At 67.4% G+C, this 24,659-nt stretch carries 27 protein-coding genes; 11 read left to right on the top strand and 16 right to left on the bottom strand.

Annotation, left to right across the window (positions count from 1 at the left end):
• Positions 1–61 precede the first annotated feature (61 nt).
• Positions 62–1,432, bottom strand: coding sequence for an MFS transporter (locus AC5P7X_RS08345; RefSeq protein WP_495214723.1), 1,371 nt, complete (start codon positions 1,430–1,432; stop codon positions 62–64).
• Between the two features lie 81 nt (positions 1,433–1,513).
• On the opposite strand from AC5P7X_RS08345, the gene soxR reads away from it, so the two are divergent.
• A complete protein-coding gene (soxR, locus tag AC5P7X_RS08340) occupies positions 1,514–1,948 on the top strand; it encodes a redox-sensitive transcriptional activator SoxR (protein ID WP_111175615.1) in 435 nt (144 codons plus the stop codon).
• Between the two features lie 78 nt (positions 1,949–2,026).
• On the opposite strand, the gene AC5P7X_RS08335 is transcribed toward soxR, so the two are convergent.
• Positions 2,027–2,629, bottom strand: coding sequence for a short chain dehydrogenase (locus AC5P7X_RS08335; RefSeq protein WP_495214722.1), 603 nt, complete (start codon positions 2,627–2,629; stop codon positions 2,027–2,029).
• Between the two features lie 98 nt (positions 2,630–2,727).
• On the opposite strand from AC5P7X_RS08335, the gene AC5P7X_RS08330 reads away from it, so the two are divergent.
• Complete coding sequence (locus AC5P7X_RS08330; protein WP_065197109.1) at positions 2,728–3,603, top strand: LysR family transcriptional regulator; 876 nt, start codon at positions 2,728–2,730, stop codon at positions 3,601–3,603.
• A gap of 60 nt (positions 3,604–3,663) precedes the next feature.
• Here the strand turns inward: AC5P7X_RS08330 and proC are convergent, their stop codons facing one another.
• Together proC and AC5P7X_RS08320 are read right to left on the bottom strand one after the other, a co-directional pair.
• The gene (gene proC / locus AC5P7X_RS08325) at positions 3,664–4,485 is read right to left on the bottom strand and encodes a pyrroline-5-carboxylate reductase (protein WP_065197108.1); all 822 of its coding nucleotides are present in this window, start codon (positions 4,483–4,485) and stop codon (positions 3,664–3,666) included.
• 18 nt (positions 4,486–4,503) lie between these two features.
• Complete coding sequence (locus tag AC5P7X_RS08320; RefSeq protein WP_053499787.1) at positions 4,504–5,181, bottom strand: YggS family pyridoxal phosphate-dependent enzyme; 678 nt, start codon at positions 5,179–5,181, stop codon at positions 4,504–4,506.
• A gap of 87 nt (positions 5,182–5,268) precedes the next feature.
• Here AC5P7X_RS08320 and AC5P7X_RS08315 point away from each other — a divergent pair, with 87 nt between their 5' ends.
• The 3 genes from AC5P7X_RS08315 (at position 5,269) to AC5P7X_RS08305 (ending at position 8,652) form a co-directional block, all read left to right on the top strand.
• Positions 5,269–6,306: a type IV pilus twitching motility protein PilT gene (locus AC5P7X_RS08315; protein ID WP_004147099.1), complete on the top strand. Its 1,038-nt coding sequence runs from the start codon at positions 5,269–5,271 to the stop codon at positions 6,304–6,306.
• A 98-nt stretch (positions 6,307–6,404) separates the two neighbouring features.
• Positions 6,405–7,547 (top strand): PilT/PilU family type 4a pilus ATPase, encoded by a 1,143-nt coding sequence (locus AC5P7X_RS08310; protein ID WP_005415539.1) that lies wholly within the window; start codon positions 6,405–6,407, stop codon positions 7,545–7,547.
• 121 nt (positions 7,548–7,668) lie between these two features.
• Positions 7,669–8,652 (top strand): aldo/keto reductase, encoded by a 984-nt coding sequence (locus AC5P7X_RS08305; RefSeq protein WP_065197106.1) that lies wholly within the window; start codon positions 7,669–7,671, stop codon positions 8,650–8,652.
• Between the two features lie 62 nt (positions 8,653–8,714).
• On the opposite strand, the gene AC5P7X_RS08300 is transcribed toward AC5P7X_RS08305, so the two are convergent.
• Positions 8,715–9,611 (bottom strand): LysR family transcriptional regulator, encoded by an 897-nt coding sequence (locus AC5P7X_RS08300; RefSeq protein ID WP_329841413.1) that lies wholly within the window; start codon positions 9,609–9,611, stop codon positions 8,715–8,717.
• 406 nt (positions 9,612–10,017) lie between these two features.
• Here AC5P7X_RS08300 and AC5P7X_RS08295 point away from each other — a divergent pair, with 406 nt between their 5' ends.
• Positions 10,018–10,230 (top strand): DUF4287 domain-containing protein, encoded by a 213-nt coding sequence (locus AC5P7X_RS08295; protein WP_053500763.1) that lies wholly within the window; start codon positions 10,018–10,020, stop codon positions 10,228–10,230.
• 117 nt (positions 10,231–10,347) lie between these two features.
• Positions 10,348–11,055, top strand: coding sequence for a YitT family protein (locus tag AC5P7X_RS08290; RefSeq protein WP_005415543.1), 708 nt, complete (start codon positions 10,348–10,350; stop codon positions 11,053–11,055).
• A gap of 82 nt (positions 11,056–11,137) precedes the next feature.
• Here AC5P7X_RS08290 and AC5P7X_RS08285 read toward each other — a convergent pair whose 3' ends face one another.
• Together AC5P7X_RS08285 and AC5P7X_RS08280 are read right to left on the bottom strand one after the other, a co-directional pair.
• The gene (locus AC5P7X_RS08285; protein WP_053500765.1) at positions 11,138–11,683 is read right to left on the bottom strand and encodes a DNA-3-methyladenine glycosylase I; all 546 of its coding nucleotides are present in this window, start codon (positions 11,681–11,683) and stop codon (positions 11,138–11,140) included.
• Entirely contained in the window at positions 11,680–13,479 is a 1,800-nt protein-coding gene (locus AC5P7X_RS08280) for a DUF4153 domain-containing protein (protein WP_495214720.1), read from the bottom strand. The genes AC5P7X_RS08285 and AC5P7X_RS08280 overlap by 4 nt, the downstream gene beginning before the upstream one ends.
• A 91-nt stretch (positions 13,480–13,570) precedes the next feature.
• Between AC5P7X_RS08280 and AC5P7X_RS08275 the strand changes: the two genes are divergently transcribed.
• The 4 genes from AC5P7X_RS08275 to AC5P7X_RS08260 all read left to right on the top strand — a co-directional run bounded on the left by AC5P7X_RS08275 (position 13,571) and on the right by AC5P7X_RS08260 (position 16,552).
• Positions 13,571–14,137 carry a YqgE/AlgH family protein gene (locus AC5P7X_RS08275; protein ID WP_049410646.1) on the top strand — a complete coding sequence of 189 codons (567 nt, stop codon included), beginning with the start codon at positions 13,571–13,573 and terminating at the stop codon, positions 14,135–14,137.
• Positions 14,130–14,624, top strand: a complete 495-nt coding sequence (gene ruvX, locus AC5P7X_RS08270; RefSeq protein WP_005408378.1) for a Holliday junction resolvase RuvX — start codon at positions 14,130–14,132, stop codon at positions 14,622–14,624. Before AC5P7X_RS08275 ends, ruvX begins: the two co-directional genes overlap by 8 nt.
• A 16-nt stretch (positions 14,625–14,640) precedes the next feature.
• Positions 14,641–15,591 (top strand): aspartate carbamoyltransferase catalytic subunit, encoded by a 951-nt coding sequence (locus AC5P7X_RS08265; protein ID WP_049410639.1) that lies wholly within the window; start codon positions 14,641–14,643, stop codon positions 15,589–15,591.
• A gap of 418 nt (positions 15,592–16,009) precedes the next feature.
• Positions 16,010–16,552: an REP-associated tyrosine transposase gene (locus tag AC5P7X_RS08260; RefSeq protein WP_495214719.1), complete on the top strand. Its 543-nt coding sequence runs from the start codon at positions 16,010–16,012 to the stop codon at positions 16,550–16,552.
• 50 nt (positions 16,553–16,602) lie between these two features.
• Here the strand turns inward: AC5P7X_RS08260 and AC5P7X_RS08255 are convergent, their stop codons facing one another.
• From AC5P7X_RS08255 to AC5P7X_RS08215, 9 genes are all read right to left on the bottom strand, one after another.
• Entirely contained in the window at positions 16,603–17,400 is a 798-nt protein-coding gene (locus tag AC5P7X_RS08255) for a carboxylesterase family protein (protein WP_070490158.1), read from the bottom strand.
• 71 nt (positions 17,401–17,471) lie between these two features.
• Positions 17,472–17,738, bottom strand: coding sequence for a hypothetical protein (locus AC5P7X_RS08250; RefSeq protein ID WP_005415551.1), 267 nt, complete (start codon positions 17,736–17,738; stop codon positions 17,472–17,474).
• A gap of 105 nt (positions 17,739–17,843) precedes the next feature.
• Positions 17,844–19,205 carry a magnesium transporter gene (gene mgtE, locus AC5P7X_RS08245; RefSeq protein WP_053500770.1) on the bottom strand — a complete coding sequence of 454 codons (1,362 nt, stop codon included), beginning with the start codon at positions 19,203–19,205 and terminating at the stop codon, positions 17,844–17,846.
• 271 nt (positions 19,206–19,476) lie between these two features.
• Positions 19,477–21,246 (bottom strand): phosphoenolpyruvate--protein phosphotransferase, encoded by a 1,770-nt coding sequence (gene ptsP / locus AC5P7X_RS08240; RefSeq protein ID WP_197598432.1) that lies wholly within the window; start codon positions 21,244–21,246, stop codon positions 19,477–19,479.
• Between the two features lie 2 nt (positions 21,247–21,248).
• A complete protein-coding gene (locus AC5P7X_RS08235; protein ID WP_005408385.1) occupies positions 21,249–21,518 on the bottom strand; it encodes an HPr family phosphocarrier protein in 270 nt (89 codons plus the stop codon).
• Entirely contained in the window at positions 21,511–21,903 is a 393-nt protein-coding gene (locus tag AC5P7X_RS08230; protein WP_005408386.1) for a PTS sugar transporter subunit IIA, read from the bottom strand. Before AC5P7X_RS08230 ends, AC5P7X_RS08235 begins: the two co-directional genes overlap by 8 nt.
• A 424-nt stretch (positions 21,904–22,327) precedes the next feature.
• The gene (gene rapZ, locus AC5P7X_RS08225; RefSeq protein ID WP_005415554.1) at positions 22,328–23,212 is read right to left on the bottom strand and encodes an RNase adapter RapZ; all 885 of its coding nucleotides are present in this window, start codon (positions 23,210–23,212) and stop codon (positions 22,328–22,330) included.
• Between the two features lie 27 nt (positions 23,213–23,239).
• A complete protein-coding gene (gene hprK, locus AC5P7X_RS08220; protein ID WP_005408388.1) occupies positions 23,240–24,190 on the bottom strand; it encodes an HPr(Ser) kinase/phosphatase in 951 nt (316 codons plus the stop codon).
• On the bottom strand, positions 24,187–24,639 hold the full coding sequence (locus AC5P7X_RS08215) for a PTS sugar transporter subunit IIA (RefSeq protein ID WP_053500223.1): 453 nt from the start codon (positions 24,637–24,639) through the stop codon (positions 24,187–24,189). Before AC5P7X_RS08215 ends, hprK begins: the two co-directional genes overlap by 4 nt.
• Between the last annotated feature and the right edge of the window lie 20 nt (positions 24,640–24,659).

Genomic DNA, 24,659 nt, shown 5'->3' with positions numbered 1-24,659 from the left:
CGGCATTCCTGTGTGCGCGGAGGTTGCCGGCCAGCGGCCGGCACTACCGTAATGTGGCTGCCTACACCCGCCGTGCGATCGCCGCGGCCAGCACCGCCAGGCCGAAAGTGATCGCCAGGCACAGCAGGTAGCCGGTGTGCGGCGCGCTTTCCACGAACAGCGCGAACAACGCACCGGAGACCGCCAGCGCGGTGGTCACCGACAGGGCCTCGCTCAGCTGCAGGGCCGACGTGTTGGCACCCTGCTCATGCGCTGCTGACAGCGAAAGCGTGAGTACCGAGAGGCTGGCGTAGATCATGCCCATGCCGAAACCGGTGACCGTCCAGCCCACCAGGGCCACCGGCAATGGCACTGCATTGAACAACACCGCAAGCGTTGCGGCGATGCCCACCGTCATCATCGCCGTGCCGACGCGCAGCAGCTGCTGGCGTGACCAGCCGCGCTGCTGGTGACCCTGCAGCCAGGAGCCGGCGAACCAACCGAGTGCGCCGAGGCTGAGCACCGCGCCGGCCCAGCTGGGCGGGAGTCCGCGTTCGCGCTGCAGCAGCAGCGGCAGGTAGGCTTCGCAGGCGAAGAATGCGGCAGCGGCGACGCCGCGCAGTGCGATCACGCTGGGCAGGCCTCTGCGCAGGATCAGTGTTCCGGCCGGCAGCAGGCGATGCACGCATAGCAGCAGCGCCAGCATCGCCACGCCGATGCAGAGCAGGGCGGTCGGACCGTGCTGCTGGCCGCCGAAGTACAGCAGCAGCGCCGCCAGCGATGCACCACTTGCCCAGCGCACGATGTTCCCGCGCCCCTCGTCGTTGCTGCTGTCGGCGGAAGGCTGCGTGCGCGCCAGCGCAGGCCGCAGCAACAGGGCAGCAGGGACTGCCAGCAGCGGTACCGCCAGGAACACCCAGCGCCAGCCGAGATGCTGGACGATCAGGCCGCTCAGCGCCGGGCCGACCATCGAGGGCACCACCCAGCCCGCCGAGAATGCCGCGAACACCTTCGGCCGCAGGTGCTCGGGGTAGCTGCGGCCGACCATCACGTACAGCGAGACCGAAATCGCGCCCGCACCCAGGCCCTGCAGCAGGCGCCCGGCCACCAGCATGCCCATGCGCACGGCGAAGCCGGCCAGCAGCAGGCCCAGCACGAAGCAGGCCAGGCCGTACCACAGCGGCCGTGCCGGGCCCTGGCGGTCGGCCCAGCGTCCGGCCAGGGTCATGCCGATCACGCTGGTGGCCAGTGTGCCGCCGAAGGCCAGCGCATACAGGCGCAGGCCACTGAGTGCTTCGGCCACGGTGGGCATCGCGGCCGCGACGGCCAATGCTTCGAAGGCGTGCAGCGCGACCAGCGCGACCATGCCGAGGGTGGTGGCGCGGTAGCGCGCGGACAGGATCGATGTGTCAGCCGGCAGGCGGGTGTCGGCGGGAGAGAGGGTCGGGGTCATACCGGTCAGGGGGCGGGCCGCGCTTGTCAACGGGCGGCGAAGATAGCAGCATGCCACCTCAACTGTAGTTGAGGTCAAGCAATGGCATCCCAGGAACTCAGCGTTGGCGAGGTCTCCCAGCGCAGTGGCGTGGCCGTTTCCGCACTGCATTTCTACGAGCGCAAGGGGCTGATCAGCAGCCTGCGCACCTCGGGCAACCAACGCCGTTACAGCCGCGACGTGCTGCGCCGGCTGGCGGTGATCCGCGTTGCGCAGCGGGTGGGCATGCCATTGGAAGCGGTCGGCCGCGCCTTCGAGAGCCTGCCTGAAGGCCGTGCACCGACCAAGGCTGACTGGGCCAAGCTGTCCGCGCGCTGGCGCACCGAGCTGGAACAGCGCATCCACATGCTGCAGCTGCTGCGCGATGAACTGACCGGCTGCATCGGCTGTGGCTGCCTGTCACTGCAGCATTGCCGCCTGGCCAACCCTGGCGACGTTCTCGGCGAACGCGGCGATGGCCCGATGCGCTGGGAATGAAAAAGGGGACGCGCTCCCGGTAGCGCCGGGCCATGCCCGGCGGACGAAAACGACTTAATCCCCTCCGTCCCCTTTTTCTTACCAGACCGTGATCGTCTCGCCGCTCTGGATGCCTTCCACTGCACGCTGGAAGGCCAGTGCGGCGCGTTGCGCGCTTACCGCTTCGAAGCCCGGGAAGTAGGGGCCGTAGGCCGCCATCGATTCGATCAGTACGTTCGGGCTGACCACGTTGATGCGCAGGCCGCGCGGCAGCAGCTCCAGTGCGGCAGCGCGCACGAAGCCTTCCAGTGCGGCATTCACTGCGGTGGCGTTGACGCCGTCGCGGATCGGCTGCGCGCTGATGATGCCGCTGGTCAGGGTGATCGAGCCGCCGCTGTTGAGTTGGTGCTGCGCGGCCAGTGCCAGCCGCACCTGGCCCAGCAGCTTGTCCTGCAGGCCGATGTTGAACTGCTCGGGCGTCATCTCCTGCAGCGGGCCGAAGTACAGCTTTCCAGCGGTTGAGATCACCGCATCGACCGGGCCGGTACGCGCGAACAGTTCGGCAACGCTGGCGTCGTCGGTCAGGTCCACACGCAGTTCGCCACTGTGGCGACCGGCGGCGATGATCTGGTGCTGCTGGCCGAGCTGGCGGGCGACTGCCTGGCCGAGGGTGCCGCTGGCACCGACGAGGAGAATCTTCATGGCCGTTCCTTGCGTGTGGGAGTGAGCGCAGTCTGCGCCGTCACAGTGGGGTTAGGTAAGCGGCGTATGATTCGCAGATTCCTAACTCTGGATTAGCAATGGATACCCTTCGCTGCATGCAGGCCTTTGTGGCAGTGGCCGAGCGCGGCAGCTTCGCCGGCGCCGCCGAACAGCTGCAGGTGTCGGCGGTGATGGTGGGCAAGTACATCCAGCAGTTGGAAGCACATCTGGGCACCGCGTTGCTGCAACGGAACACCCGCCGCCAGCGCTTGACCGAAGCCGGCAGCGCCTACCTGGCCGGGTGCCGGCAGGTGCTGGAGCAGGTGCAGCAGGCCGAGGCCGATGTGGCCGGCCTGCAGGTACAGCCGCGTGGCCTGTTGCGGGTCAGCGCGCCCACCACCTGGGGCAGCTGCGTGCTGGCGCCGCAGCTGGCTGGCCTGCTGCGTGCGCAGCCGCAGTTGAACATCGAGCTGGACCTGAGCAACCGCCGCGTGGACCTGATCGAAGATGGCTTCGACGCGGCGATCCGGGTCGGGCCGTTGCCTTCGCAGGAGGTGGTGGCGCGGCCGCTGCCGCCGTATGCGATGAGCCTGTGCGCGGCGCCGTCTTACCTGCGCAGGCGCGGCACGCCGCGAACACCGGACGACCTGCAGGGGCACGACTGCCTGAGCCATCTGGCCTGGCGCGGCGGGCATGGCTGGCAGTTGGCCAACGGCGAACAGGTCGACTGGGAGGCGCGGCTGAGCAGCAACGATGGCTTCGCATTGCGTGAAGCCGCCGTGGCCGGGGCCGGGCTGGTACTGCAGCCCACCGCACTGCTGGCGGCGGAGATCGCAGCGGGGCGGTTGAAGCCGCTGCTGCGCGACTACCTGCCCGAACCGCGGCCGATGCACCTGATCTACCTGCCCGATCGACGCCCGCGCCCGCGTTTGCAGTGCTTCGTCGATTTCGTCATGACCACATTGGGGCAATGATCATCGGGATAGATGGGGTCCGATCCCTTTGCCGAGGCAAAGGGATCTGACCCCAGGGGATCAATCATTCGCCGCAGACAATTCCTGTCCACGCACCTGCGCGGCGCGCAGTGCCTTGTCCACCAGTGCCTCGAAGCCGCCAGCCTGGAAGCTCTCGATCGCGGCCTGGGTAGTGCCGTTGGGTGACGTCACGCGTCGGCGCAGCTCTGCGGGGCTCTCACCGGCCTCATCCAGCATGCGCGAGGCGCCCAGCAGGGTCTGCACCACCAGCGTGCGCGCGGCGTCGGCCGGCAGGCCCTGGGCGATACCCGCCGCTTCCATCGCTTCGGCCAGCAGGAACACATAGGCCGGTCCACTGCCGGACACGGCAGTCACCGAATCCATCAGCGCCTCACTATCGATCCACACCGTGCGCCCGGCACTGGCCAGCACCTGTTCGGCCTGCGCGTGCTGCTGCGCATCCACCGATGCAGTGGCATACAGGCCGGTCACGCCGGCGCCGAGCAGAGCGGGGGTATTGGGCATCGCACGCACCACCGGCAGGTTGCCACCCAGCCAGCGTTCCAGCTGTGCGCTGGTGATGCCGGCGGCGATCGACACCACCAGCGGCCGGTTTGCCTGGGCCAGTGCCAGCAGCGACTGGCAGACCTCACGCAGCACCTGCGGCTTCACCGCCAGCAGCCAGGTGCCGCCCTGTGCGCCGGCATCGGTGGCGTTGTCGTGCACCTGCACGCCGAAGTCGGCAGCCAGCGACTCGCGCAGCGCTGCAACCGGTTCGGCCACATGGATGTGCGCGGCCGGCACGCCCTGGCGGATCAGGCCGGCGATCAGGCTGCGCGCCATGTTGCCGCCGCCGATGAAGGTGATGGAATCAGCTGCCATGGATGTCTCCTTGGAAAATCAGGCCGGTCGCGCGCGCGCGCCGAACAGGGCGGTGCCGATGCGCACCAGGGTGGCGCCCTCGGCGATGGCTTCGGCGTAGTCGCTGCTCATGCCCATCGACAGCGTGTCGACCTGCGCGCGCTGGGCGGCCAGCGACTGGAAAAGTGTGCGCATGCGCACGAATGCATCGCGGCGACGCTCGGCCTCGGGCCATGGCGCGGGAATCGCCATCAGGCCACGCAGGCACAGCGAGGGCTCGGCGGCAATCGCAGCGGCCAGCCCCTCGACATCCTCCGGTGCACAGCCGTGCTTGCTGGATTCATCGTCGATGTTGACCTGGATCAGCACATTCAGCGGGCCGCGTGCGGCCGGGCGATGGCGCGCCAGCGCCGCTACCAGCTTGGGCCGGTCCACGCTCTGCACCCAGTCGAAATGGGTGGCCACCGCCTCGGCCTTGTTCGACTGCAGGTGGCCGATCAGGTGCCACTCCAGCGCCAGGTGCTGCAGCGCCTGCATCTTGGCCAGCGCTTCCTGCACATAGTTCTCGCCGAAGGCCTGCTGGCCCTGTGCGGCCAGCGCAGCCACGGCCTCGGCCGGTTGGGTCTTGGAAACAGCCAGCAGGCGCGGATCGGGCCGGCCGGCCGCCTCGGCGGCGGCATGCAGGTTGCTCAGGATCTGGGGCAGGGGAGTGGCCACGTAACGCGTTCCGTTGAATCAGGAGGCTATACTGCCGCCCGGGGAAAGATCCTTCCAGTCGAAGCCGTTATTGGGGAGTAGCCGCTCATGGATATCGCCGAACTGCTGGCGTTTTCCGTAAAGAACAAAGCGTCCGACCTGCACCTGTCTGCAGGCCTGCCGCCGATGATCCGCGTGGACGGCGACGTTCGCCGGATCAACATCCCGGCCCTGGACCACAAGCAGGTCCATGCGCTGGTGTACGACATCATGTCCGACAAGCAGCGCCGCGATTACGAGGAATTCCTCGAAGTGGACTTCTCCTTCGAGATCCCGTCGCTGGCGCGCTTCCGTGTGAACGCGTTCAACCAGAACCGCGGCGCCGGTGCGGTGTTCCGTACCATTCCGTCCGAGGTGCTCACCCTTGAGGACCTGGCCTGCCCGCCGTTGTTCCGCGAAGTGATCCAGCAGCCGCAGGGCCTGATCCTGGTGACCGGCCCGACCGGCTCGGGCAAGTCGACCACGCTGGCGGCGATGATCGACTACATCAACAAGAACGAATACGGCCACATCCTCACCGTCGAGGATCCGATCGAATTCGTGCACACCTCGCAGAAGTGCCTGATCAACCAGCGCGAAGTGCACCGTGACACGCATGGCTTCAACGAAGCACTGCGCTCGGCACTGCGTGAGGACCCGGACATCATCCTGGTCGGCGAACTCCGCGACCTGGAAACCATCCGCCTGGCACTGACCGCCGCGGAAACCGGCCACCTGGTGTTCGGCACCCTGCACACCAGCTCGGCGGCCAAGACCATCGACCGTATCATCGACGTGTTCCCGGCCGGCGAAAAGCCGATGGTGCGTTCGATGTTGTCCGAGTCGCTGCGTGCGGTGATCTCGCAGGCACTGCTGAAGAAGGTCGGTGGCGGCCGTACCGCAGCGTGGGAAATCATGGTCGGCACCCCGGCCATCCGCAACCTGATCCGCGAGGACAAGGTGGCGCAGATGTACTCGGCCATCCAGACTGGCCAGCAGTACGGCATGATGACCCTGGACCAGCATCTGCAGGACCTGGTCAAGCGCAGCCTGATCACCCGCAACCAGGCCCGCGAGTACGCCAAGGATAAGCGCCTGTTCGAGTAAGGCGGGACAGCGACGGGCGGCGCGCGCAATGGCGCGGCCGCTCCGTGTTGTTTCCTCCACCGACCGTTACCTGGTAAACCGCTTTCCGGGAGCCCGCCGTGAACACCACCGCGACCACCATCGATTTCACTTCGTTCCTCAAGCTGATGGCGCACCAGCGCGCCTCGGACCTGTTCATCACCGCCGGCATGCCACCGGCGATGAAGGTCAACGGCAAGATCTCGCCGATCACGCAGACGCCACTGACGCCGCAGCAGAGCCGCGACCTGGTCCTCAACGTGATGACCCCGGCACAGCGCGAGGAATTCGAGAAGACCCACGAATGCAACTTCGCCATCGGCCTGTCCGGTGTCGGCCGTTTCCGCGTGAGCTGCTTCTACCAGCGCAACCAGGTCGGCATGGTGCTGCGCCGCATCGAGACGCGCATTCCGACCGTGGAAGAGCTGAGCCTGCCGCCGATCATCAAGACGCTGGCGATGACCAAGCGCGGCATCATCCTGTTCGTCGGTGCTACCGGTACCGGTAAATCGACTTCGCTGGCGGCGATGATCGGTTACCGCAACCAGAACTCGACCGGCCACATCATCACCATCGAAGACCCGATCGAATTCGTGCACAAGCACGAGGGCTGCATCATCACCCAGCGCGAAGTCGGCATCGATACCGACAGCTGGGAAGCCGCGCTGAAGAACACCCTGCGCCAGGCGCCGGACGTGATCATGATCGGCGAGGTGCGTACCCGCGAAGGCATGGACCACGCCATCGCGTTCGCCGAAACCGGCCACCTGGTGCTGGCCACGCTGCATGCCAACAATGCCAACCAGGCGATGGACCGCATCGTCAACTTCTTCCCGGAAGACCGCCGCAACCAGCTGTTGATGGACCTGTCGCTGAACCTCAAGGGCGTGGTCGCGCAGCAGCTGGTGCCATCGCCCGATGGCCGCTCGCGCAAGGTGGCGATGGAGATCCTGCTGGGCACGCCACTGGTACAGGACTACATCCGCGACGGCGAGATCCACAAGTTGAAGGAAGTGATGAAGGACTCGGTCCAGCTGGGCATGAAGACCTTCGACCAGAGCCTGTTCGAGCTGTACCAGGCCGGCGAAATCAGCTACGAGGACGCGCTGCGCTACGCCGATTCGCAGAACGAGGTGCGCCTGCGCATCAAACTCAGCCAGGGCGGCGACGCGCGCACCCTGTCGCAGGGGCTGGATGGAGTGGAAATCTCCGAAATCCGCTGACCCGGCCGGCATCGGTCATGACCGGATTGATGAATTCCAGTCATGACCGACTGCCGTCCAACCGGTTCAATCCATCGCCACTGCAGGCGTATCGTCAGCACTCCCCCTCTGGAGTACGACGATGCAGACACGTGAACTCGGCCGCAGTGGCCTGAAGGTTTCCGCCCTGGGACTGGGCTGCATGGGCCTGACCCATGCCTACGGCCAGCCGGTCGAACCGAGTCAGGGCATCGCCCTGCTGCACGCCGCCGTCGAGCGCGGCGTGACCTTCTTCGACACCGCCGAAGTGTACGGCCCGTACACCAACGAAGACCTGCTCGGCCAGGCCTTGGCGCCCCACCGCGACAGGCTGGTGATCGCCACCAAGTTTGGTTTCAAGGACGCGCGCACCGATGCTGGCCTGGACAGCCGCCCGGAGAACATCCGTGCCGTGGCCGAAGCCAGCCTCAAGCGCCTGCGTACCGACCATATCGATCTGTTCTACCAGCACCGCGTCGACCCGAACGTGCCGATCGAGGATGTGGCCGGCACCGTGCGCGACCTGATCGCCGAGGGCAAGGTCGGCCACTTCGGCCTGTCCGAGGCCAGTGCTGCCACCGTGCGTCGCGCGCATGCCGTGCAGCCGGTCGCCGCCGTGCAGAGTGAGTATTCGCTGTGGTGGCGCGAGCCGGAGCGTGAGCTGCTGCCGACGCTGCAGGAGCTGGGCATCGGCTTTGTGCCGTTCAGCCCGCTGGGCCGCGGCTTCCTGACCGGTGCGATCAACGCCGATACCACCTTCGACGCCAACGACTTCCGCAATACCGTGCCGCGTTTCGAAGTGGAGGCGCGCCGCGCCAACCAGGCGTTGGTGGATCGCATCAGCACGATTGCGGCAGCGCGCGGTGCGACGCCTGCGCAGGTCGCACTGGCCTGGCTGCTCGCGCAGGCACCGTGGATCGTGCCGATTCCGGGCACCACCAAGGTTCATCGCCTGGAAGAAAACCTGGGCGCGGCCGACCTGCAGCTGGCGCCGGAAGAACTGCAACGCATCGCGCAGGCGCTGGACGAAGTGTCGATCGTTGGCGAGCGCTACAACCCGCAGCGTGCGGCACAGGCCAAGGGCTGACCAGCCGGTGAGTGCGGACCGTTGGTGGTGGGTGCGGACCGTTGGTCCGCACTCCTTAACCCTCACCCCATCGGCCCGCGCAGCGCATCAAGCACCGTCCGCATCGCCACGGTCACGTGGCGGCGCGAAGGGTAATACGCGTAGTAACCATCGAAGTGCGGGCACCAGTCGTCCAGCACTGATTGCAGCCGTCCATCGTCCAGCATCGGCTGCACCTGGTCTTGCGGCAGCCAGGCCAATCCGCTGCCGGCCAGCGCAGCGGTGCGGGTCATGCCCATGGTGTTGAACGTCCACTGGCCGCTCACGCGCACGCTCAGTTCATTGCCGTCCTGGCCGAAATCCCACGGCATCAGCCCACCATGCGTAGGCAGCCGCAGGGTCACGCAGTTGTGCCCGGCCAGGTCGTCCGGATGCCGCGGCACCGCGTGCTGGCGGAAGTAGCTGGGCGCCCCGACCACGCGCATGCGCAGCGGCGGGCTGATCGGTACGCCGATCATGTCGCGCGCCAGCCGCTCGCCCAGGCGGATGCCGATGTCGTAGCGCTCGGCCACGATGTCGGCCAACCCGTAGTCGGCCGCCAGTTCCACCTTCAAATCCGGATACTGCCGCAGCAACGGCGCCAGCCTGGGCCAGGCGATGTACTCGGCGGCGTGGCCGGTGGCATTGATGCGGATGGTGCCGGCCGGGCGTTCACGGTACTCGGCCAGCGCGGCCAGCCCGTCCTCGATCTCGGCCAGCCGCGGGGCCAGGGTATCGAGCAGGCGGGCACCGGCTTCGGTGGTCGAGACGCTGCGGGTGGTGCGGGTCAGCAGGCGCACGCCCAGGCGCTGCTCCAGTCCGCGCATGGCATGGCTGAGCGCGGACTGGGACACGCCCAGCTGGGCGGCAGCCTTGGTGAAGCTGCCCTCGCGGGCAACGTGGACAAAGGCCTGCAGATCGTTGAGATTTTCGCGGGGCATGCGGGAATGATACGGCCGGGCTGCGCCCGGCACCTGCTTCAAGCCAAGGCAACGTCAACGTCAAATGCGTGCATTCCGTGGGATGGCGTGGTGGGCCCGGTTGAGGGGGGCGCCGTAAATACGTCCATGTGGCGCGGTCGTCGCTTGCTCGTGTGCGCTGTCCTGCGCACGCGGCAAGACCGGGGTTGGGCGTCCTGCCCAACCCGCCCGAGGCATGCCTCGGGCCCATGCGGCTCACGCCCCCTCAACCGGACCCACCCCGCCTTCGACAGTTTCCCGCGAGCTGTTGGAACGGCATTCTGCTTTGGTGGGTGCCGACCGTTGGTCGGCACTGGGGCGGGCGTGTAGGGATGTCGATTTCAGGGACTGTGGTTCGTCGAATGAATGACTTCAACGGGAGCTGCAGATGAGCACTGACACCAATCCGAAAGGCCCGGCCTCGTACTTCCCCTCAATCGAGAAGACCTACGGGCAGCCGGTGGCGCACTGGTTCGGCCTGCTGTCGAAAAAGAAGGGCCTCAAGCACATGGAACTGGTCAGCTTCCTGAAGAGCGAACACGGCCTGGGCCATGGGCACGCCAACGCGCTGGTGGCGCACCATCTCGCCGGCAAGGGGTGACCGGCGGCCGGCGGCCGGCGGAGGGCGGGCTGGGGCGCATTCAGCTGAACGATTTCATCTGCAACTGTCATGCAGATCGTGTCTAATACCGCTCCCCACCTGCTGTTCCCCACCCGCATGTCCCTTCCCTCCCATGGCCCCGCGCCGTGCGACGACGCTGACGGCCACCTGGTCACCGCCGGTCCGCTGACCCCGCCGCCCGACAGCGCCGGCACCACCGCCGACGACAAAGCGCTGCGTCACTCGATCGCCGAGGACGTGCAGGGCATGGTGCTGGCCACGATGGTGGCCTCGCTGGGCCTGGCCATCTTCGCCAAGGGCGGGCTGATGATCGGCGGCATGGCGGGCATGGCCTTCCTGCTGCACTACGCGATGGGCTGGAACTTCGGCCTGGTGTTCGTGCTGGTCAACCTGCCGTTCTACTGGGTGGCGCTGCGCCGCATGGGCTGGGAATTCACCCTGAAGACCTTCGCCGCGGTCACCGCCTGTGGCGTGCTGACCGACCTGCTGCCGCGCTGGATCGACTTCTCGCACATCAACCCACTGTACTCGGCGATTGTCGGCGGTGCGTTGTCCGGCCTGGGCATCCTGTTCTTCATCCGCCACCGTGCAAGCCTTGGCGGCATCGGCATCCTGGCGGTGTACCTGCAGCGCACCCGTGGCTGGAGCGCGGGCAAGGTGCAGATGTCCTACGACGCGTGCCTGATGGTGGCCGCGTTCTTCGTGTTGTCGCCGTCGAAGGTGCTGTATTCGGCCATCGGCGCGGTGGTGCTCAGCCTGGTGCTGATGTTCAACCACCGCCCCGGCCGCTACATGGGCGTGTGACGTTCAACGGTGTTGCCGGCCAGCGGCCGGCACTACCGGAACCCATGCATGGCAGCGCCGGGCCATGCCCGGCGGATATCCATCAGCGGGCGGCGGCCTTCAACCACGGCGGCGACAGCATCAGCAGCCGTGCATGCACCGGGCAATCCTCGGCGTGCGCACCGGGCAGGTAGCCCAGGCTCATCAGGAATTCGCCGGTGATCTCGCCGCCGGTGAAGCGGAACGTCTTCTTGAACAGCTTCACCCAGTCGGCCTTGCTGCGCGGGTGGTGCGCATCCAGCCACGCCGCGAAGCTGCCATGGCTGGCCCGCAACTGCTGGATCACCTGCGCGTTGTGGATCGCCGCCCGTACCTTCAGCCGGTTGCGGATGATGCCTGCGTCCGACAGCAGGCGCTCGATGTCCTGCTCGGCATACGCCGCCACGCGGTCGACATCGAAGCCGTCGTAGGCCGCGCGGAAGCCCTCGCGCTTCTTCAGGATCGTTTCCCAGCTCAGGCCGGCCTGGTTGATTTCCAGCACCAGCCGCTCGAACAGCTCGCGCTCGTCACGCTGCGGGAAGCCGTACTCGTTGGCGTGGTAATGGTCGTGCACCGGATGGCCCGGAGCGATGAGGCAGTAGCCGCTCATGGGGAAGGCTCGTTGGAATCGGATTCGGATTCGGATTCGGGATCGATGGCCACCGCAGGGTGCCCGCCGATGGACAGCATCGGCCAGCGCGGTGGAATGAGCGTGAGTCTGCCGTCACGCAGGGCCTGGTTGATCGTCTCGGCCTGGCCGCTGACGGTACCGAACAGCGCACCGGCCCGGCGCCACTGGGAATCCTTGCCACGTGCGTACAGAACGCAGTCCGGTCCACGGTGGGTGTTCAGCTCGCACAGCAGCACCTCGCCGGTACCATCGCCGTCCAGGTCGCGATGCACGATCAGGCAGTCGCGCTCGCTCTGGGCGCAGGATTCGCCATTGATCGATCGGGTGGCCAGAGCTTTCCACCAGTCGTCCGGTGGCGAACTGGATCCCTTGGCCAGCTTCAGCGCGCGCTGCAGGGCGGCGACGTCCTGCGGCCCCTTGTCGAGGCGGTGGCCGTCGTCCCAGCGTGAGGTGCGTGCCAGTGCAGCAGCGATCACCTGTGGCGCGTTGGCATCGGCGGTGATGGCCGGATCGCGCTGCAGTTCGCGCAGCGCCTGCACGCCACGGCGCCCCAGATCGAAGCGCAGCACGTTGACGTCGCTGCTGGTGATCGCCGGCGGATCCGCACGCAGGCGCGCCAGCTGGCTGGACAGGGTCAGCCGCACCGGATCCAGCAGCGGCGAGTTGCCCAGCAGTGCCAGTGCCAGCACCGCCCAGCACATCCAGCGGTTGACCGGCTCCAGCATCTGCAGCCAGCGGCGCTGCCGGCGCAGCACCGCCAGCGCGTAGCCCACGGCATAGCCGGCCGTGGCCAATGCGACGAGCACCGCCCAGAAGCGATCCAGGGTCCAGCCGTACTGCGCCACGCGCAGGCCCAATGCATACAGTGCCAGCGCGGCGTAAACCGGCAGTGTCAGCAGGCTGGCTTCGACCAGCCTGCGCAGCACGAGAGGGTAGGGGGCACTGTCTTCCCCCTGCTGGTAGACCGCATTGGTGAACGTCACCAGCAGCAGCGACACCACCACCAGCAGGCTGGCGGCCGAACGGGTCTTCCACAGCGGCTCCAGCCCGGTAAGCGGCAGGCTCAGCACGAACAATACGGCGATGAACGACAGCAGCGGCAGCAGCCCGCGGCAGATCGCGAACAGCACCTGGCGGGTGATCTGGATCGCGCGGTGCTGGGTGCGCCCGATCAGCACGCCGAACCCGGCCAGGCTGCCGGTGGCCAGTGCGATGAAAGCGTCCTGCCGGAACAGGTCGCGGAAGACATTCACGTCCAGCAGTTGGAACAGCGCTGCCCACAGCCACAGCAGCAGCCAGGTCAGCCCGGTGAACAGCGCCGCCAGGGCCAGGGTCAAACCGTTCTGCCAGGCGCGCTCGAACAACTCGGGGTAGCTGGCGCGCCAGTGCCCATGCTGCAGCTGGAACTGCCACCAGGGCAGGGCCACGAACACCGCCACGGCCATGCCCAGGGTCAACGGAAACTGCAGCGCGCCCGATTCCAGTGCGGTTTCGCCATTGAGGTTCCAGCCGATCCAGCCGGCCAGCGCCAGCACCACCGTCGAGCCAAGCACGGCCTGCAGCCACAGGCGGCGCTGGCCCAGTTCCACCAGGCTCAGCGCCACTGCGCTGGGAATGGCCAGCACCCAGGCGTACCAGCAATAGCGCCAGCCGATATCGCGGAACGGCCACGCATCGGACAGCTCCTGCGCGGCATACAGCATCAGGCCCTGCAGCAGGGCAAGCAGGACGATGGCGCTGCGTGCCGGCAGGGTCAGGGGCGAAGAAGACGGCATCAATGACCTTCCGTGGCAAAGCACCATCCTAGCCCATCGTGGTTCGGCGCCATCGCGCGACCATCCGGCCCCCAGCAGGTAGAATGGGCCCATGCCTGTAATGCCGACCTCCCTTGCCGATCACCTGCTCGTCGCGCTGCCGTCGCTGCTCGACGCGACCTTTGCCCGCAGCGTCGCGCTGATCTGCCAGCACGACGAGAACGGGGCGATGGGCGTGCTGGTCAACCAGCCTTCCGAATACACGCTGGGTGAAGTGCTCGCGCAGATGGACATCACCACCGGTGATGGCGACCTGCAGGCGCGCATGGTGCTCAATGGCGGCCCGGTGCATCCCGAGCGCGGCTTCGTCATCCATGACGACGCGCGCGCGTGGGATTCCAGCCTGACCGTGGGCCACGGCCTGTACCTGACCACCTCGCGCGACATCCTCGAAGCGATGGCGCGCGGCGAAGGCCCGGCCAATGCGGTGGTCACCCTCGGCTGTGCCGGTTGGGGCGCAGGGCAGCTGGAAAGCGAGCTGTCCGAGAACAGCTGGCTGACCGTGCCGGCCGATGCCGAGCTGGTGTTCCAGCTGCCGCTGGAGCAGCGCTGGCAGGGTGCGGCTTCGCGTATCGGTGTCGACCTGTTCCGGCTGACTGACTACAGCGGCCATGTCTGAGCCCATCACGCCCGCACCGGATTCTGCTGCCCCGGCCATCCGTCGTGACGGCACGGTCCTGGGTTTTGATGTCGGCTCGCGGCGGATCGGCGTGGCCATCGGCAGTGCCTTTGCCGCGCATGCGCGCGCGGTGGCGGTGGTCGATGTGCACGGCAACGGCCCGGACTGGACCGCGATCGAGCGCCTGCTCAAGGAATGGAAGCCCGACGGCCTGGTGGTCGGCGACCCGCTGACCCTGGACGGCCAGGACCAGCCCAACCGCAAGCGTGCGCAGGGCTTCGCCCGCCAGCTGCGGGAGCGCTTCAAGCTGCCGGTGGTGATGATCGACGAGCGTTCCAGCTCGGTCGAGGCTGCCCGCCGTTTCGCCGTCGAGCGCGCCGAAGGGCGCAAGCGTCGCCGTGATGCGGCCGCCCTCGACGCCGTGGCCGCGGCGGTGATCATCGACCGCTGGCTGTCGTCCCCCGACGACGCCACCCCCATTCCCTGACTGCACGACTCCCGCCATGACTGCCCAGCAAATCGATGCCTCCGGACGCCTGCGCCACCTGCTGACCCTGGAGGGCCTGCCGCGCGAAACCCTGCTGCAGTTGCTCGATCGGGCAGGGCAGATCCGCGACGCCGCAGTCGGCCGTGTCGGCAACAAGCGCCACGTGCTGGCTGGTTCGGCGGTGTGCACGCTGTTCTTCGAGCCGTCCACGCGCACCCGCAGCTCGTTCCAGCTGGCCGCGCAGCGCCTCGGGGCCGATGTGCTGAACTTCGATGCCTCGACCTCGTCCACGCGCAAGGGCGAAACCGCCTGCGACACGCTGCGCAACCTGGAAGCGATGGGCGTGCGCGGCTTCGTGGTGCGCCACCCCGATGACGGCGCCGTGGCCGCGCTTGCCGACGCTGCGGGCGAGGGCACCGCGCTGATCAATGCCGGCGACGGCCGCAGCTCGCACCCGACCCAGGGCCTGCTCGACATGTTGACCCTGCGCCAGGCCAAGGGCCCGGATTTCTCGAAGCTCAAAGTGGTGATCGTCGGCGACGTGAAGCACTCGCGCGTGGCCCGCACCGACCTGCATGCGCTGCGCACGCTGGGCGTGGGCGAGATCCGCGTGTGCGGCCCGCAGTCGCTGCTGCCGGATGATGAGACCCTGAAGGGCTGCGTGGTCGGCGATGATTTCGACGCGATGCTGGAAGGTGTCGACGCGCTGATGATGCTGCGCCTGCAGCGCGAGCGCATGGAAGAAGGCCTGGTGCCGTCGCTGGAGCAGTACCACGCGCAGTACGGCCTGACCCGCGAGCGCCTGGCGCGTGCCGGCAAGGACGCTGCGGTACTGCACCCGGGCCCGATCAACCGCGGCGTGGAAGTGACCGACGACGTGGCCGACGGCCCGCAATCGTGGGTGCTGCGCCAGGTCGCCAACGGCGTCGCCGTGCGCATGGCCGTGCTGGAAACCTTGCTGGGCTGACCACTTTGGTGGGTGCCGACCGTTGGTCGGCACGGCTGATCTGTCCTCATCCGACCCGGTGGGTACCGACCGTTGGTCGGCACGGCTGATCTGTCCTTATCCGACCCGGTGGGTGCCGACCGTTGGTCGGCACGGCTGATCTGTTCTCAGCCGATCCGGTGGGTGCCAACCTTGGTTGGCACTGCTGGTGTGGTGGGTACCAGCCTAGGTTGGCACTGCTGGTGTGGTGGGTACCAGCCTAGGTTGGCACTGCTGGTGTGGTGGGTACCAGCCTAGGTTGGTACTGCTGGTGTGATGGGTGCCAACCTTGGTTGGTACTGCTGGTGTGGTGGGTGCCAACCTTGGTTGGCACTGGCCTACCCGGGCGAAGGTGATTTCCCGATGTTCAGGGAACCTGCGCCCGCCCATGCTCTTCTGCATGAACAGCACCCGTCTCCTGCTAGGCCGTCATTCCAGTATTGGCCAGAGCTACATCCTCACCACGAACGTGCATGGCCGGGCGGCTCTGTTCGCCAATGACGCCGTTGCGGTTACCGCCATGCAGGAGTTCCAGCGTCTGGATCTGGAAGGTCTGACCCATTCGATCGCCTACGTGGTCATGCCGGATCACATTCACTGGTTGATGCAGCTGCGCGCGGCATCGCTCGACGTTGTCATGAAGCGCTTCAAGTCGCGTACGGCGGTGTACGCAAACAGGGTACTGGTCAGAGTAGGGCGCTTCTGGCAGTCCTGCTATCACGATCACGCGATCCGCTCTGATGAATCGCTGTTCCGGCACGCAATGTATGTGATGGCGAATCCGATCAGGGCGGGGCTGGCAACGCAGCTTGGCGAGTACCCGCATGCGTGGTGTGAGTGGGAACTCGAAGGTTCCTATGCCAAGACGGAGTTCATGGGGCGGACAGATAGTGCCAACCAAGGTTGGCACCCACCGAAAGCAGGTTCCAACCTTAGTGGGTAACTACCCAAACCAGGCTCCAACCTTGGTGGGCAACCACCGGACGTCGTGGCTCAGCGCTTCTGCGCGAACAGCCATGCCCACATTGCCGGGTCCGCGTAGGTGGCGTCCCAGGCATTGTGGTTGCCCTCCGGGTACTCGGTGTAGCGCACGTCGCGTGCAGCGGCGCTTTGGAAGGCGGCGTGCAGCCTGCGGTCGTCGTCCGGCGGCACCACGTCATCCAGCGCACCATGGAAGATCCAGATCGGTGTGTGCCGAAGCCGCTTGGCGATCGCGGCATACGGATCGGATTCCTGGGCCACCTGTTCGACGAACAGCGTCGGACGCACCGCGCGCGGCGCCAGCACCGCACCGCATACCGGCACGATCGCGGCGAAGCGCCCGGGGTCATCCAGCGCGATGTTCCAGCTGCCATAGCCGCCCATCGACATCCCGGTCAGGTACTGCCGCGAGGGATCGGCACCGAACTCGGCGATGGTGGCGTCCAGGGCCGCCAGCGCAACGCGGTTGTTGCGCCCGCTCCATTCCTGGCGGCCCGGCACCTGCGGGAATACGGCCAACGCGGGGAAGTCGGCCGCGTGCCTGCGCAGGTGCGGCCCCAGCCCGGCATGGGTCTGCTTGACGCCGTCGCCGCCGCGCTCGCCGGATCCATGCAGGAACAGCACCACCGGCAGTGCGCCAGGCGTGCGCGCCGCGGTTGCCGGAATGAACACCTGGTAATAGGCGGTACGGCCATCCACTTTCACCGCACGCGATTCGAAGTGGCCGCGCGCGCTGTCCGGCTGCGAGGCGCAGCCGGCCATCATCAGGATCGCCAGCATCGGCAGCCAGCGCATCATCGTACGGACCATCGACGTTCCAGGAGCGGTGGGTTCAGCCGCATCCTAGTCCGCCGCAGGTCAACGCGGCATCATGCGCCGCATCACTGCGGGCGCGGAAAGCTGGCGATGATGTCCAGCTGTTCCTGGGCTTCGGCATTGCCGCTGGCGGCCGCGGCCTGCACCTGTGCCATGTCCGGATGCAGCACCACCAGCAACGGGTTTTCGCAGACCGGACAGGCGTACTCGGTGGCGTCCTCGTCCAGCTCCATCTCCATGGCACGCGAGCTGCCCTTCCATTCGCAGGCTGGGCAGGTGTGCTGCTGGTCGCGCCAGCCGGGCTGGAAATAGTTTTCGATCGTGGTGGCCATGAGGGTCCAGTTGGAATCGGGTCAGAGCCCCGCGCCGCAGGGATCCGACCCTGGGTTTTGGCGTGGGTCGGAGCTCCGCGTTGCGGAGATCCGGCCCGGCAGGGATCAGTGCAGCAGCACCAGCGTGGCCAGGCCGAGGAAGGTGAAGAAGCCCATCGAGTCGGTCACGGCAGTCAGGAAGATGCCACTGGCCAGCGCCGGGTCGAAGCCGAAGCGTTTCAGGGTCAGCGGCACCAGCACGCCGGCCAGCGCCGCAAACAGCAGATTGCAGGTCAGCGCGATGGCGATCACCGCCGACAGCCCGGGCGAGTGGAACCAGACCAGCACGATCAGCCCCAGGATCGAGCCGAGCAGCAGGCCGTTGAGTGCGGCCACCCGCACTTCCTTCCACAGCAGCGTGCGCGCGTTGGAGGCGCCCACCTGGCCCAACGCCAGGCCGCGCACCATCAGCGCCAGCACCTGGGTACCGGCGTTACCGCCGAGGCCGGCGACGATCGGCATCAGCACCGCCAGCGCCACCAGCTTGTCGATGGTGCCTTCGAAATGGCCGACCACGCTGGAGGCCAGGAAGGCGGTGCACAGGTTCACCGACAGCCACATCAGGCGGCGGCGCATGGCGCGCCAGACCGGGCTGAACAGGTCCTCGTCCTCGTCCAGGCCGGCGGCGCCCAGCGCCTGGTGCTCGGCCTGGCCGCGGATGATGTCGACCACGTCATCGATGGTGATGCGGCCAACGAGGATGTTGTTCTCGTCCACCACCGGTGCGGAGATCCAGTCATGGTCGGAGAACTGCCGTGCCACTTCCTGGTCGCTCTCGCCGACGTCGATGGCCGGCTGCTCGTCGTCGATCAGGCGGTTGATCGGGGTGGTGTCCTCGTGGGTCACCAGTGCCGCCAGCGACACCCGGCCGAGATACTGGTGCCGCCGGCTGACCACGAACAGGTGGTCGGTGTGGTCAGGCAATTCGCCGCGCAGGCGCAGGTAGCGCAGCACCACGTCGACGTTGACGTCGGCGCGCACAGTCACCACGTCCGGGTTCATCAGGCGGCCGGCGCTGTCCTCGGGATAGGACAGCACCTGTTCCAGCCGCTCGCGGTTCTCGCGGTCCATCGACTTGAGGACTTCATCGATGACCGTATCCGGCAGGTCTTCGACCAGGTCGGCCAGATCGTCGATGTCCAGGTCTTCGACCGCGGCGATGATCTCGTCCGGGTCCATGTCCGCGAGCAGGCTTTCGCGCACGTCCTCGCCGACGTGGACCAGCACCTCGCCGTCGTCTTCAGGATCGACCAGGCCCCACACCACCTCGCGCTTGCCCGGCGGCAGTGATTCAAGCAGGTTGCCGATCTCGGCCGGGGCCAGGGTGTTGACCAGGCGACGTACCGGGCCCAGCCGGCCGCTGTCCAGTGCATCGGACAGCATCCGCAGTTGGCGCGCAGTCTTGTCGTGGCGTACAGCTTCAGCCATCGCAGCTCCCGCGGGATAAGAAAAGCCGCGATCCTGGCAAGGATGCGGCAACAGGGGTGTTCAGCGCGTCATTATCGCAAGGCGATGTTTCACCGGATACCCCGCTGGCCTGCGGCCACCGGGGTCCACGCATTCAACCTTATCCCCCGCCTGTCGGCGCGCCCCTTGAACAACAAGGGGCTGCTTCTGCGGATCGAATCTGGGTCGGGCCAGCGGCCAGCGGTTCCACATGTTCCGCCGGGCCATGCCAGGCGAGCGCGTAGCGCGCAAATCAGGGCGTATCCGCCACCAGCGCCAGCCAGCGTTCGATGGCGCGGCGGTCGCGCGCGGCCAGCAACTTTGGGGCACGGGCGCGCAGCGCACCCAGATCGGCTTCGCGTATCGCGCGGCGTACCTCCAGCAACGTACCCGGGTGCAGGCTGAACTCGCTCAGGCCCAGCGCCAGCAGCAGCGGGGTCATCCGGGCATCACCGGCCATCTCGCCGCAGACCGCCACCGGGATGCGGTGACGCGCGCCGGTCTCGATCACCATCTGCAGCAGCCGCAGCACGGCCGGGTGCAGCGGTGAATACAACTCGCCCAGCGCCTCGTTGTTGCGGTCGGCAGCCAGCAGGTACTGCACCAGATCGTTGGTGCCGATCGACAGGAAATCGACCAGGTCGATGAAGCTCTCCAGCGCCAGCGCAGCGGCGGGGACTTCGATCATCGCGCCCAGCGGTACGTGGTCGGACACCATGTGCCCTTCGCCGCGCAGCTGTTCGGTCAGTTTGAGCATGCGCCGGCGCACGGCCAGCAGCTCCTCGCGGGTGCTGACCATCGGCACCAGTACGCGCAGCTTGCCGTATGCAGACGCGCGCAGGATCGCGCGCAGCTGGGTGTCGGCCACTTTCGGCCGTGCCAGCGACAGGCGCACCCCGCGCAGGCCGAGTGCAGGGTTCTCTTCGTTGCTCAGGGTCAGGCCGGTACGGTCGGCCTTGTCCGCGCCCAGGTCCAGCGTGCGTATGGTGACCGGCCGCCCGCTCATGCCCAGCGCGGCATCGCGGTAGGTCTGGAACTGCTCTTCTTCGTCCGGCAGCTCATTGCGCTGCAGGAACAGGAATTCGGTGCGGTACAGGCCGAGCCCCTGCGCGCCCAGTGCATGCGCCTGGGTCACGTCTTCCAGCGATTCGGCATTGGCCAGCAGGGCAATGTCGACCTGGTCGCGGGTACGGCTGGGCTTGCTGCGCAGGCGGCCGAGCTCGCGCTGCTCGCGCGCATGTTCCTTCAGCCGGACGCGGTAGTCCCGCAGGTTGTCGGCCTGCGGGTTGACGGTGATGCTGCCGTCGGCGCCATCGATGATCAGCACATCGCCATCGGCGATGCGGCTGAGCAGCTGCGGCACGTTGACGATCAGGGGCAGGTGCAGGCTGCGCGCCAGGATCGCGCTGTGCGACAGCGCGCTGCCGGCGGCCGTGACGATGCCGACTACGCCCTGTGCCTGCAGCTGCGCCAGCTCGGAGGGCGCGATGTTGTCGCAGACCAGGATCTCGCCGGCCAGGCCTTTCACCGCCGACGGCCGTTCGGGTTGCAGGAAGGCGTGGATGCGCCCGATCACATGGTCGAGATCGTCCATGCGGCTCTTCAGATAGGCATCGTCCATGCCATCGAAGACCTTGGCCAGGCGGTCGCGCTGCAGGCGCAAGGCATAGCCGGCGCTGTACGGGCCACTGCGGATCAGCTCGTCCAGGCCGTACAGCAGCTCGGGGTCGTCCAGCAGCAGCGCGTGCAGGTCGAGGAACTCGCCCACTTCCTGGTTCAGGGCGCCATGCAGGCGCTGGCGCAGCTCGTGCATTTCCGTACGCGCGGCATCCAGCGCCCGGTGCAGGCGCGCCAGTTCGGCCTCGACCTGGTGGGCGGCCACGCGCTGCTCGGCCACCTCCAGCGCATGCGGCAGTCGCACGCGTGCCCGGCCCATCGCCGTTCCGCGCGCGGCGCCGTGGCCGGCCAGCAGCTGTACCGGCCGTTGGCCGGAAGGGACCTGGCTGGCGCGTGCGCGCGGCACGCTCAGCTGTCCTCGTCGAAGCGGCGTTCGAACAGGCCGACCACCGCTTCCATCGCGGCGGCTTCGTCCTCGCCGTTGATGCGCACGGTGACCGGGGTGCCCTGGCCGGCGGCCAGCAGCATCACGCCCATGATGCTCTTGGCGTTGATCTCACGGCCCTTGGCGGCCATGGTCACGTTGCAGCGGAACGGCGCCAGGGTCTGCACCAGCTTGGCGGTGGCCCGGGCATGCAGGCCCAGGCGGTTGCTGACGGTGAGTTCTCGTTCAAGCATCGTCGACTATCGCTCCATTACGGGTACCCGCCGCGGCTGTGGCGGGCAGTTGATCCAGTCCCTGTTCCGGATAATTCATCACCCGCAGCAACATCGGCAGGCTCAGCGCCGATACCCGGCGAACCGGGGTCCCCAGCCGGGCCAGCTGCCCGGCAAGGTTGGCGGGGCTGGCGCCGTACAGGTCGGTCAGGATCAGCACGCCGTCACCTCCATCGACCCGCCGCAAAGCGGCCGAGGCGAGCGGGAGCAGGGCGTCCAGGTCTGCGTCGAACGGTACTTCGAAAGCTTCGGTTTTCAGCGGCAACTGCCGCAGGAGCCGGGTCGCCACGTCAAGCAGGGCGGTCCCGACCCCGGGATGTGTTACGAGGAGAATGCCACAGGTCATTACTGCACGTTAACAGGTCAAGGTGAATCGGCGATAGCAGCAGATGAGGGGTACTGTGTCCCGTATTCAGTGTTGCTCGGGTCGGGGCCCTTTTTCATTGAAAAAGGGATCCGACCCCATGCGTTCTTCGATGCCTGGCAGCGATTCATCCACGCATGGCGTGGATCTACCGTGTCGACCAAGGTCGACACCTACCAACAGCGCACGGAATCTGTCAGAGGCGGGGCGGTGTGGGTAGGCAGGACCGTTGGCGCCATGGATGGCGCCATCGAGCCCCCATGGACGGGTTCACGGCGTGTCCTGCCTACCCACACCGCCCCGCCATCCCACGGAATGCCGCTTTTGCTGTTGCTGTTGCTGTTGCTGTTGCCGGCCAGCGGCCGGCACTACCGGTGGGTGCCGGGCGCAGCCCGGCCGACCACCCTCAATCCTGTTCGCGGTGGTAGGTGGCCACGTCCTGCCAGCCCATCTCGCGGGCGTGCCGGGCCATGCGCTCGGCCAGGAACACCGAGCGGTGCTTGCCGCCGGTGCAGCCGAACGCCACGGTCACGTAGCTGCGGGTGCCATCCCCCAGTTTCGGCAGCCACGTATCGAGGAAATCCATCAGCTGGGCCAGGTAGCGCTGCACGTCCGGCTGCGCTTCCAGGTAGTCGCGCACGCCGGGTTCGCGGCCGCTCAGCGCGCGCAGGTCCGGGTCCCAGTGTGGATTGGGCAGCACCCGCGCATCGAACACGAAGTCCGCCTCGGCCGGTACGCCGCGCTTGTAGGCGAATGATTCGAACAGCAGCGACAGGCCAGTGGCATGGTCCATCGCGAACTCGGTGATGATCCGCCGCCGAAGCTGGTGCACGTTGAGGGTGCTGGTATCGATCACCGCATCGGCCTCGCGGCGCAACGGTGCGGTCAGCTCGCGCTCGCGGGCGATCGCTTCGGGCAGCGACAGGCCCAGCTGGCTCAGCGGATGGCGACGACGGGTGTCGGCGTAGCGCTTGAGCACCGTTTCGTCGCTGGCCTCGAAGAACAGTACCTTCACTTCCACGCCGGCGTCGGTGGCCAGCTGCCGCCAGTCGCCCAGCTGGCTCAGGTCAGCCTGGCCGCGGACATCGATGCCTACGGCCAAGCGGCGCGGTGCGCTGCCGTCGTGGTTGGCCAGCAGGCTGCGCACGAAATCCGGCAGCAGGTGGATCGGCAGGTTGTCCGAGCAGTAGTAGTCCTGGTCCTCGAAGGTCTTCAGGGCGACGGATTTACCCGAGCCGGACAGGCCGCTGACGATGATCAGGGTCGGGGCGGTGGGGATTGCGGTGCTCATGGACAGGCTCTTCGAGGGGCAGGAGGATCAGGGAGTTCGCCGTTCCAACAGGTTGCTGTGGCGGGCGATGAACATGGCCGCCGGGTCAATGCCCTTGGTGCGCAGGATGTGCAGGCGGGTGGCGGCTTCGGTCAGCACGGCCAGGTTGCGGCCGGGCATCACCGGCAGGGTGATCAGCGGAACGTCCAGATCCAGCACATGGCGGGTGCCCGAGTCGCCGGTCAGGCGCTCGTAGCCATGCGGGGTGGGTTCGGTCATCGGCTTGGTCAGGTGGACGATCAGCCGAAGGTACTTGTTCTTCTTTACAGCCGTGTCGCCGAACATCTCGCGCACGTTCAGCACGCCCAGGCCGCGCACTTCCAGCAGGTCCTGCAGCAGTTCGGGGCAGGTGCCGTCGAGCACGTCCGGGGCGATCTGGGTGAACTCGGGGGCGTCGTCGGCGACCAGGCGGTGACCACGGCTGAGCAGTTCCAGTGCCAGCTCGCTCTTGCCCGACCCGGCCTCACCGGTGATCAGCACGCCAATGGAATAGATCTCCATGAACACGCCGTGCAGGATCACCCTCGGCGCGAGCGTGCGCGCCAGGTGGTAGGACAGGTGGTTCAGCAGTTCGTGGCCGCGCTTGGGCGACAACCACAGCGGCGTGCCGGATTCATCGGCGGCGGCGCGCAGGTCTTCGGGGCAGGCCTGGTTGCGGGTCAGCACCAGCGCAAGCGGGTGCGACTGCATGATCTTTTCGATGGTCTCCCAGCGCTGGCGCGGTTCCAGCGCATCCAGCCAGGACAGTTCCTCGGTGCCCAGAATCTGCACCTTGTTGGGATAGATGGCGTTGAGGTAGCCGGCCAGCGAGGGACGCCGCGAGACCGTGTTGCCGGCCTCCAGCTCGCGCTTCTCACCGGATTTGCCGGCGGCCCAGCGCAGCCCCAGCCGCTCGCGCTGCTGTTCGAACAGTTCACGGGCGGTGATGCTGGTATTCATGCGGCGCTCGCAGGTGGGGTCATGTCCAGCGCCTCGCGCAGGGCCCGGGCATCGCCGGCCGCACGCAGGGCCTGGCGGATATCCGGCGCGGAAAACAGCTCGGCCAGCTCGGACAGCAGCATCAGGTGCTGGTGGGTGTAGTGGGCGGGGACGGCCATCGCGAACACCAGGTCCACCGGCTCATCGCCGCCGAAGTCGACCGGGGTCGCCAGACGCAGCAGGGCGCCACGGGGGCGGTCCAGGGTCGGCGCGCGGCCGTGGGGGATGGCGATACCGTGGCCGATCGCGGTGCTGCCCAGGGCCTCGCGCTGGCACAGGTTCAGATAGATCTGTTCGGCATTGGCCTGGCGGCAGGCCAGCAACCCGGCGGCGGCCTGCAGGACGCTGTCACGGTCGGTGGCCGCGCAGAGCTGGGTCTGCACGGCCGCCAGGAGGTCAGTCAGGGGCATGTCTGCGGGGAACGGTGGCG

This window comes from Stenotrophomonas sp. YJH_SMC_53 (assembly GCF_059369995.1).
Note: the sequence above shows the minus strand (reverse complement) of the source record. Positions and strands in the feature narration are given on the sequence as shown.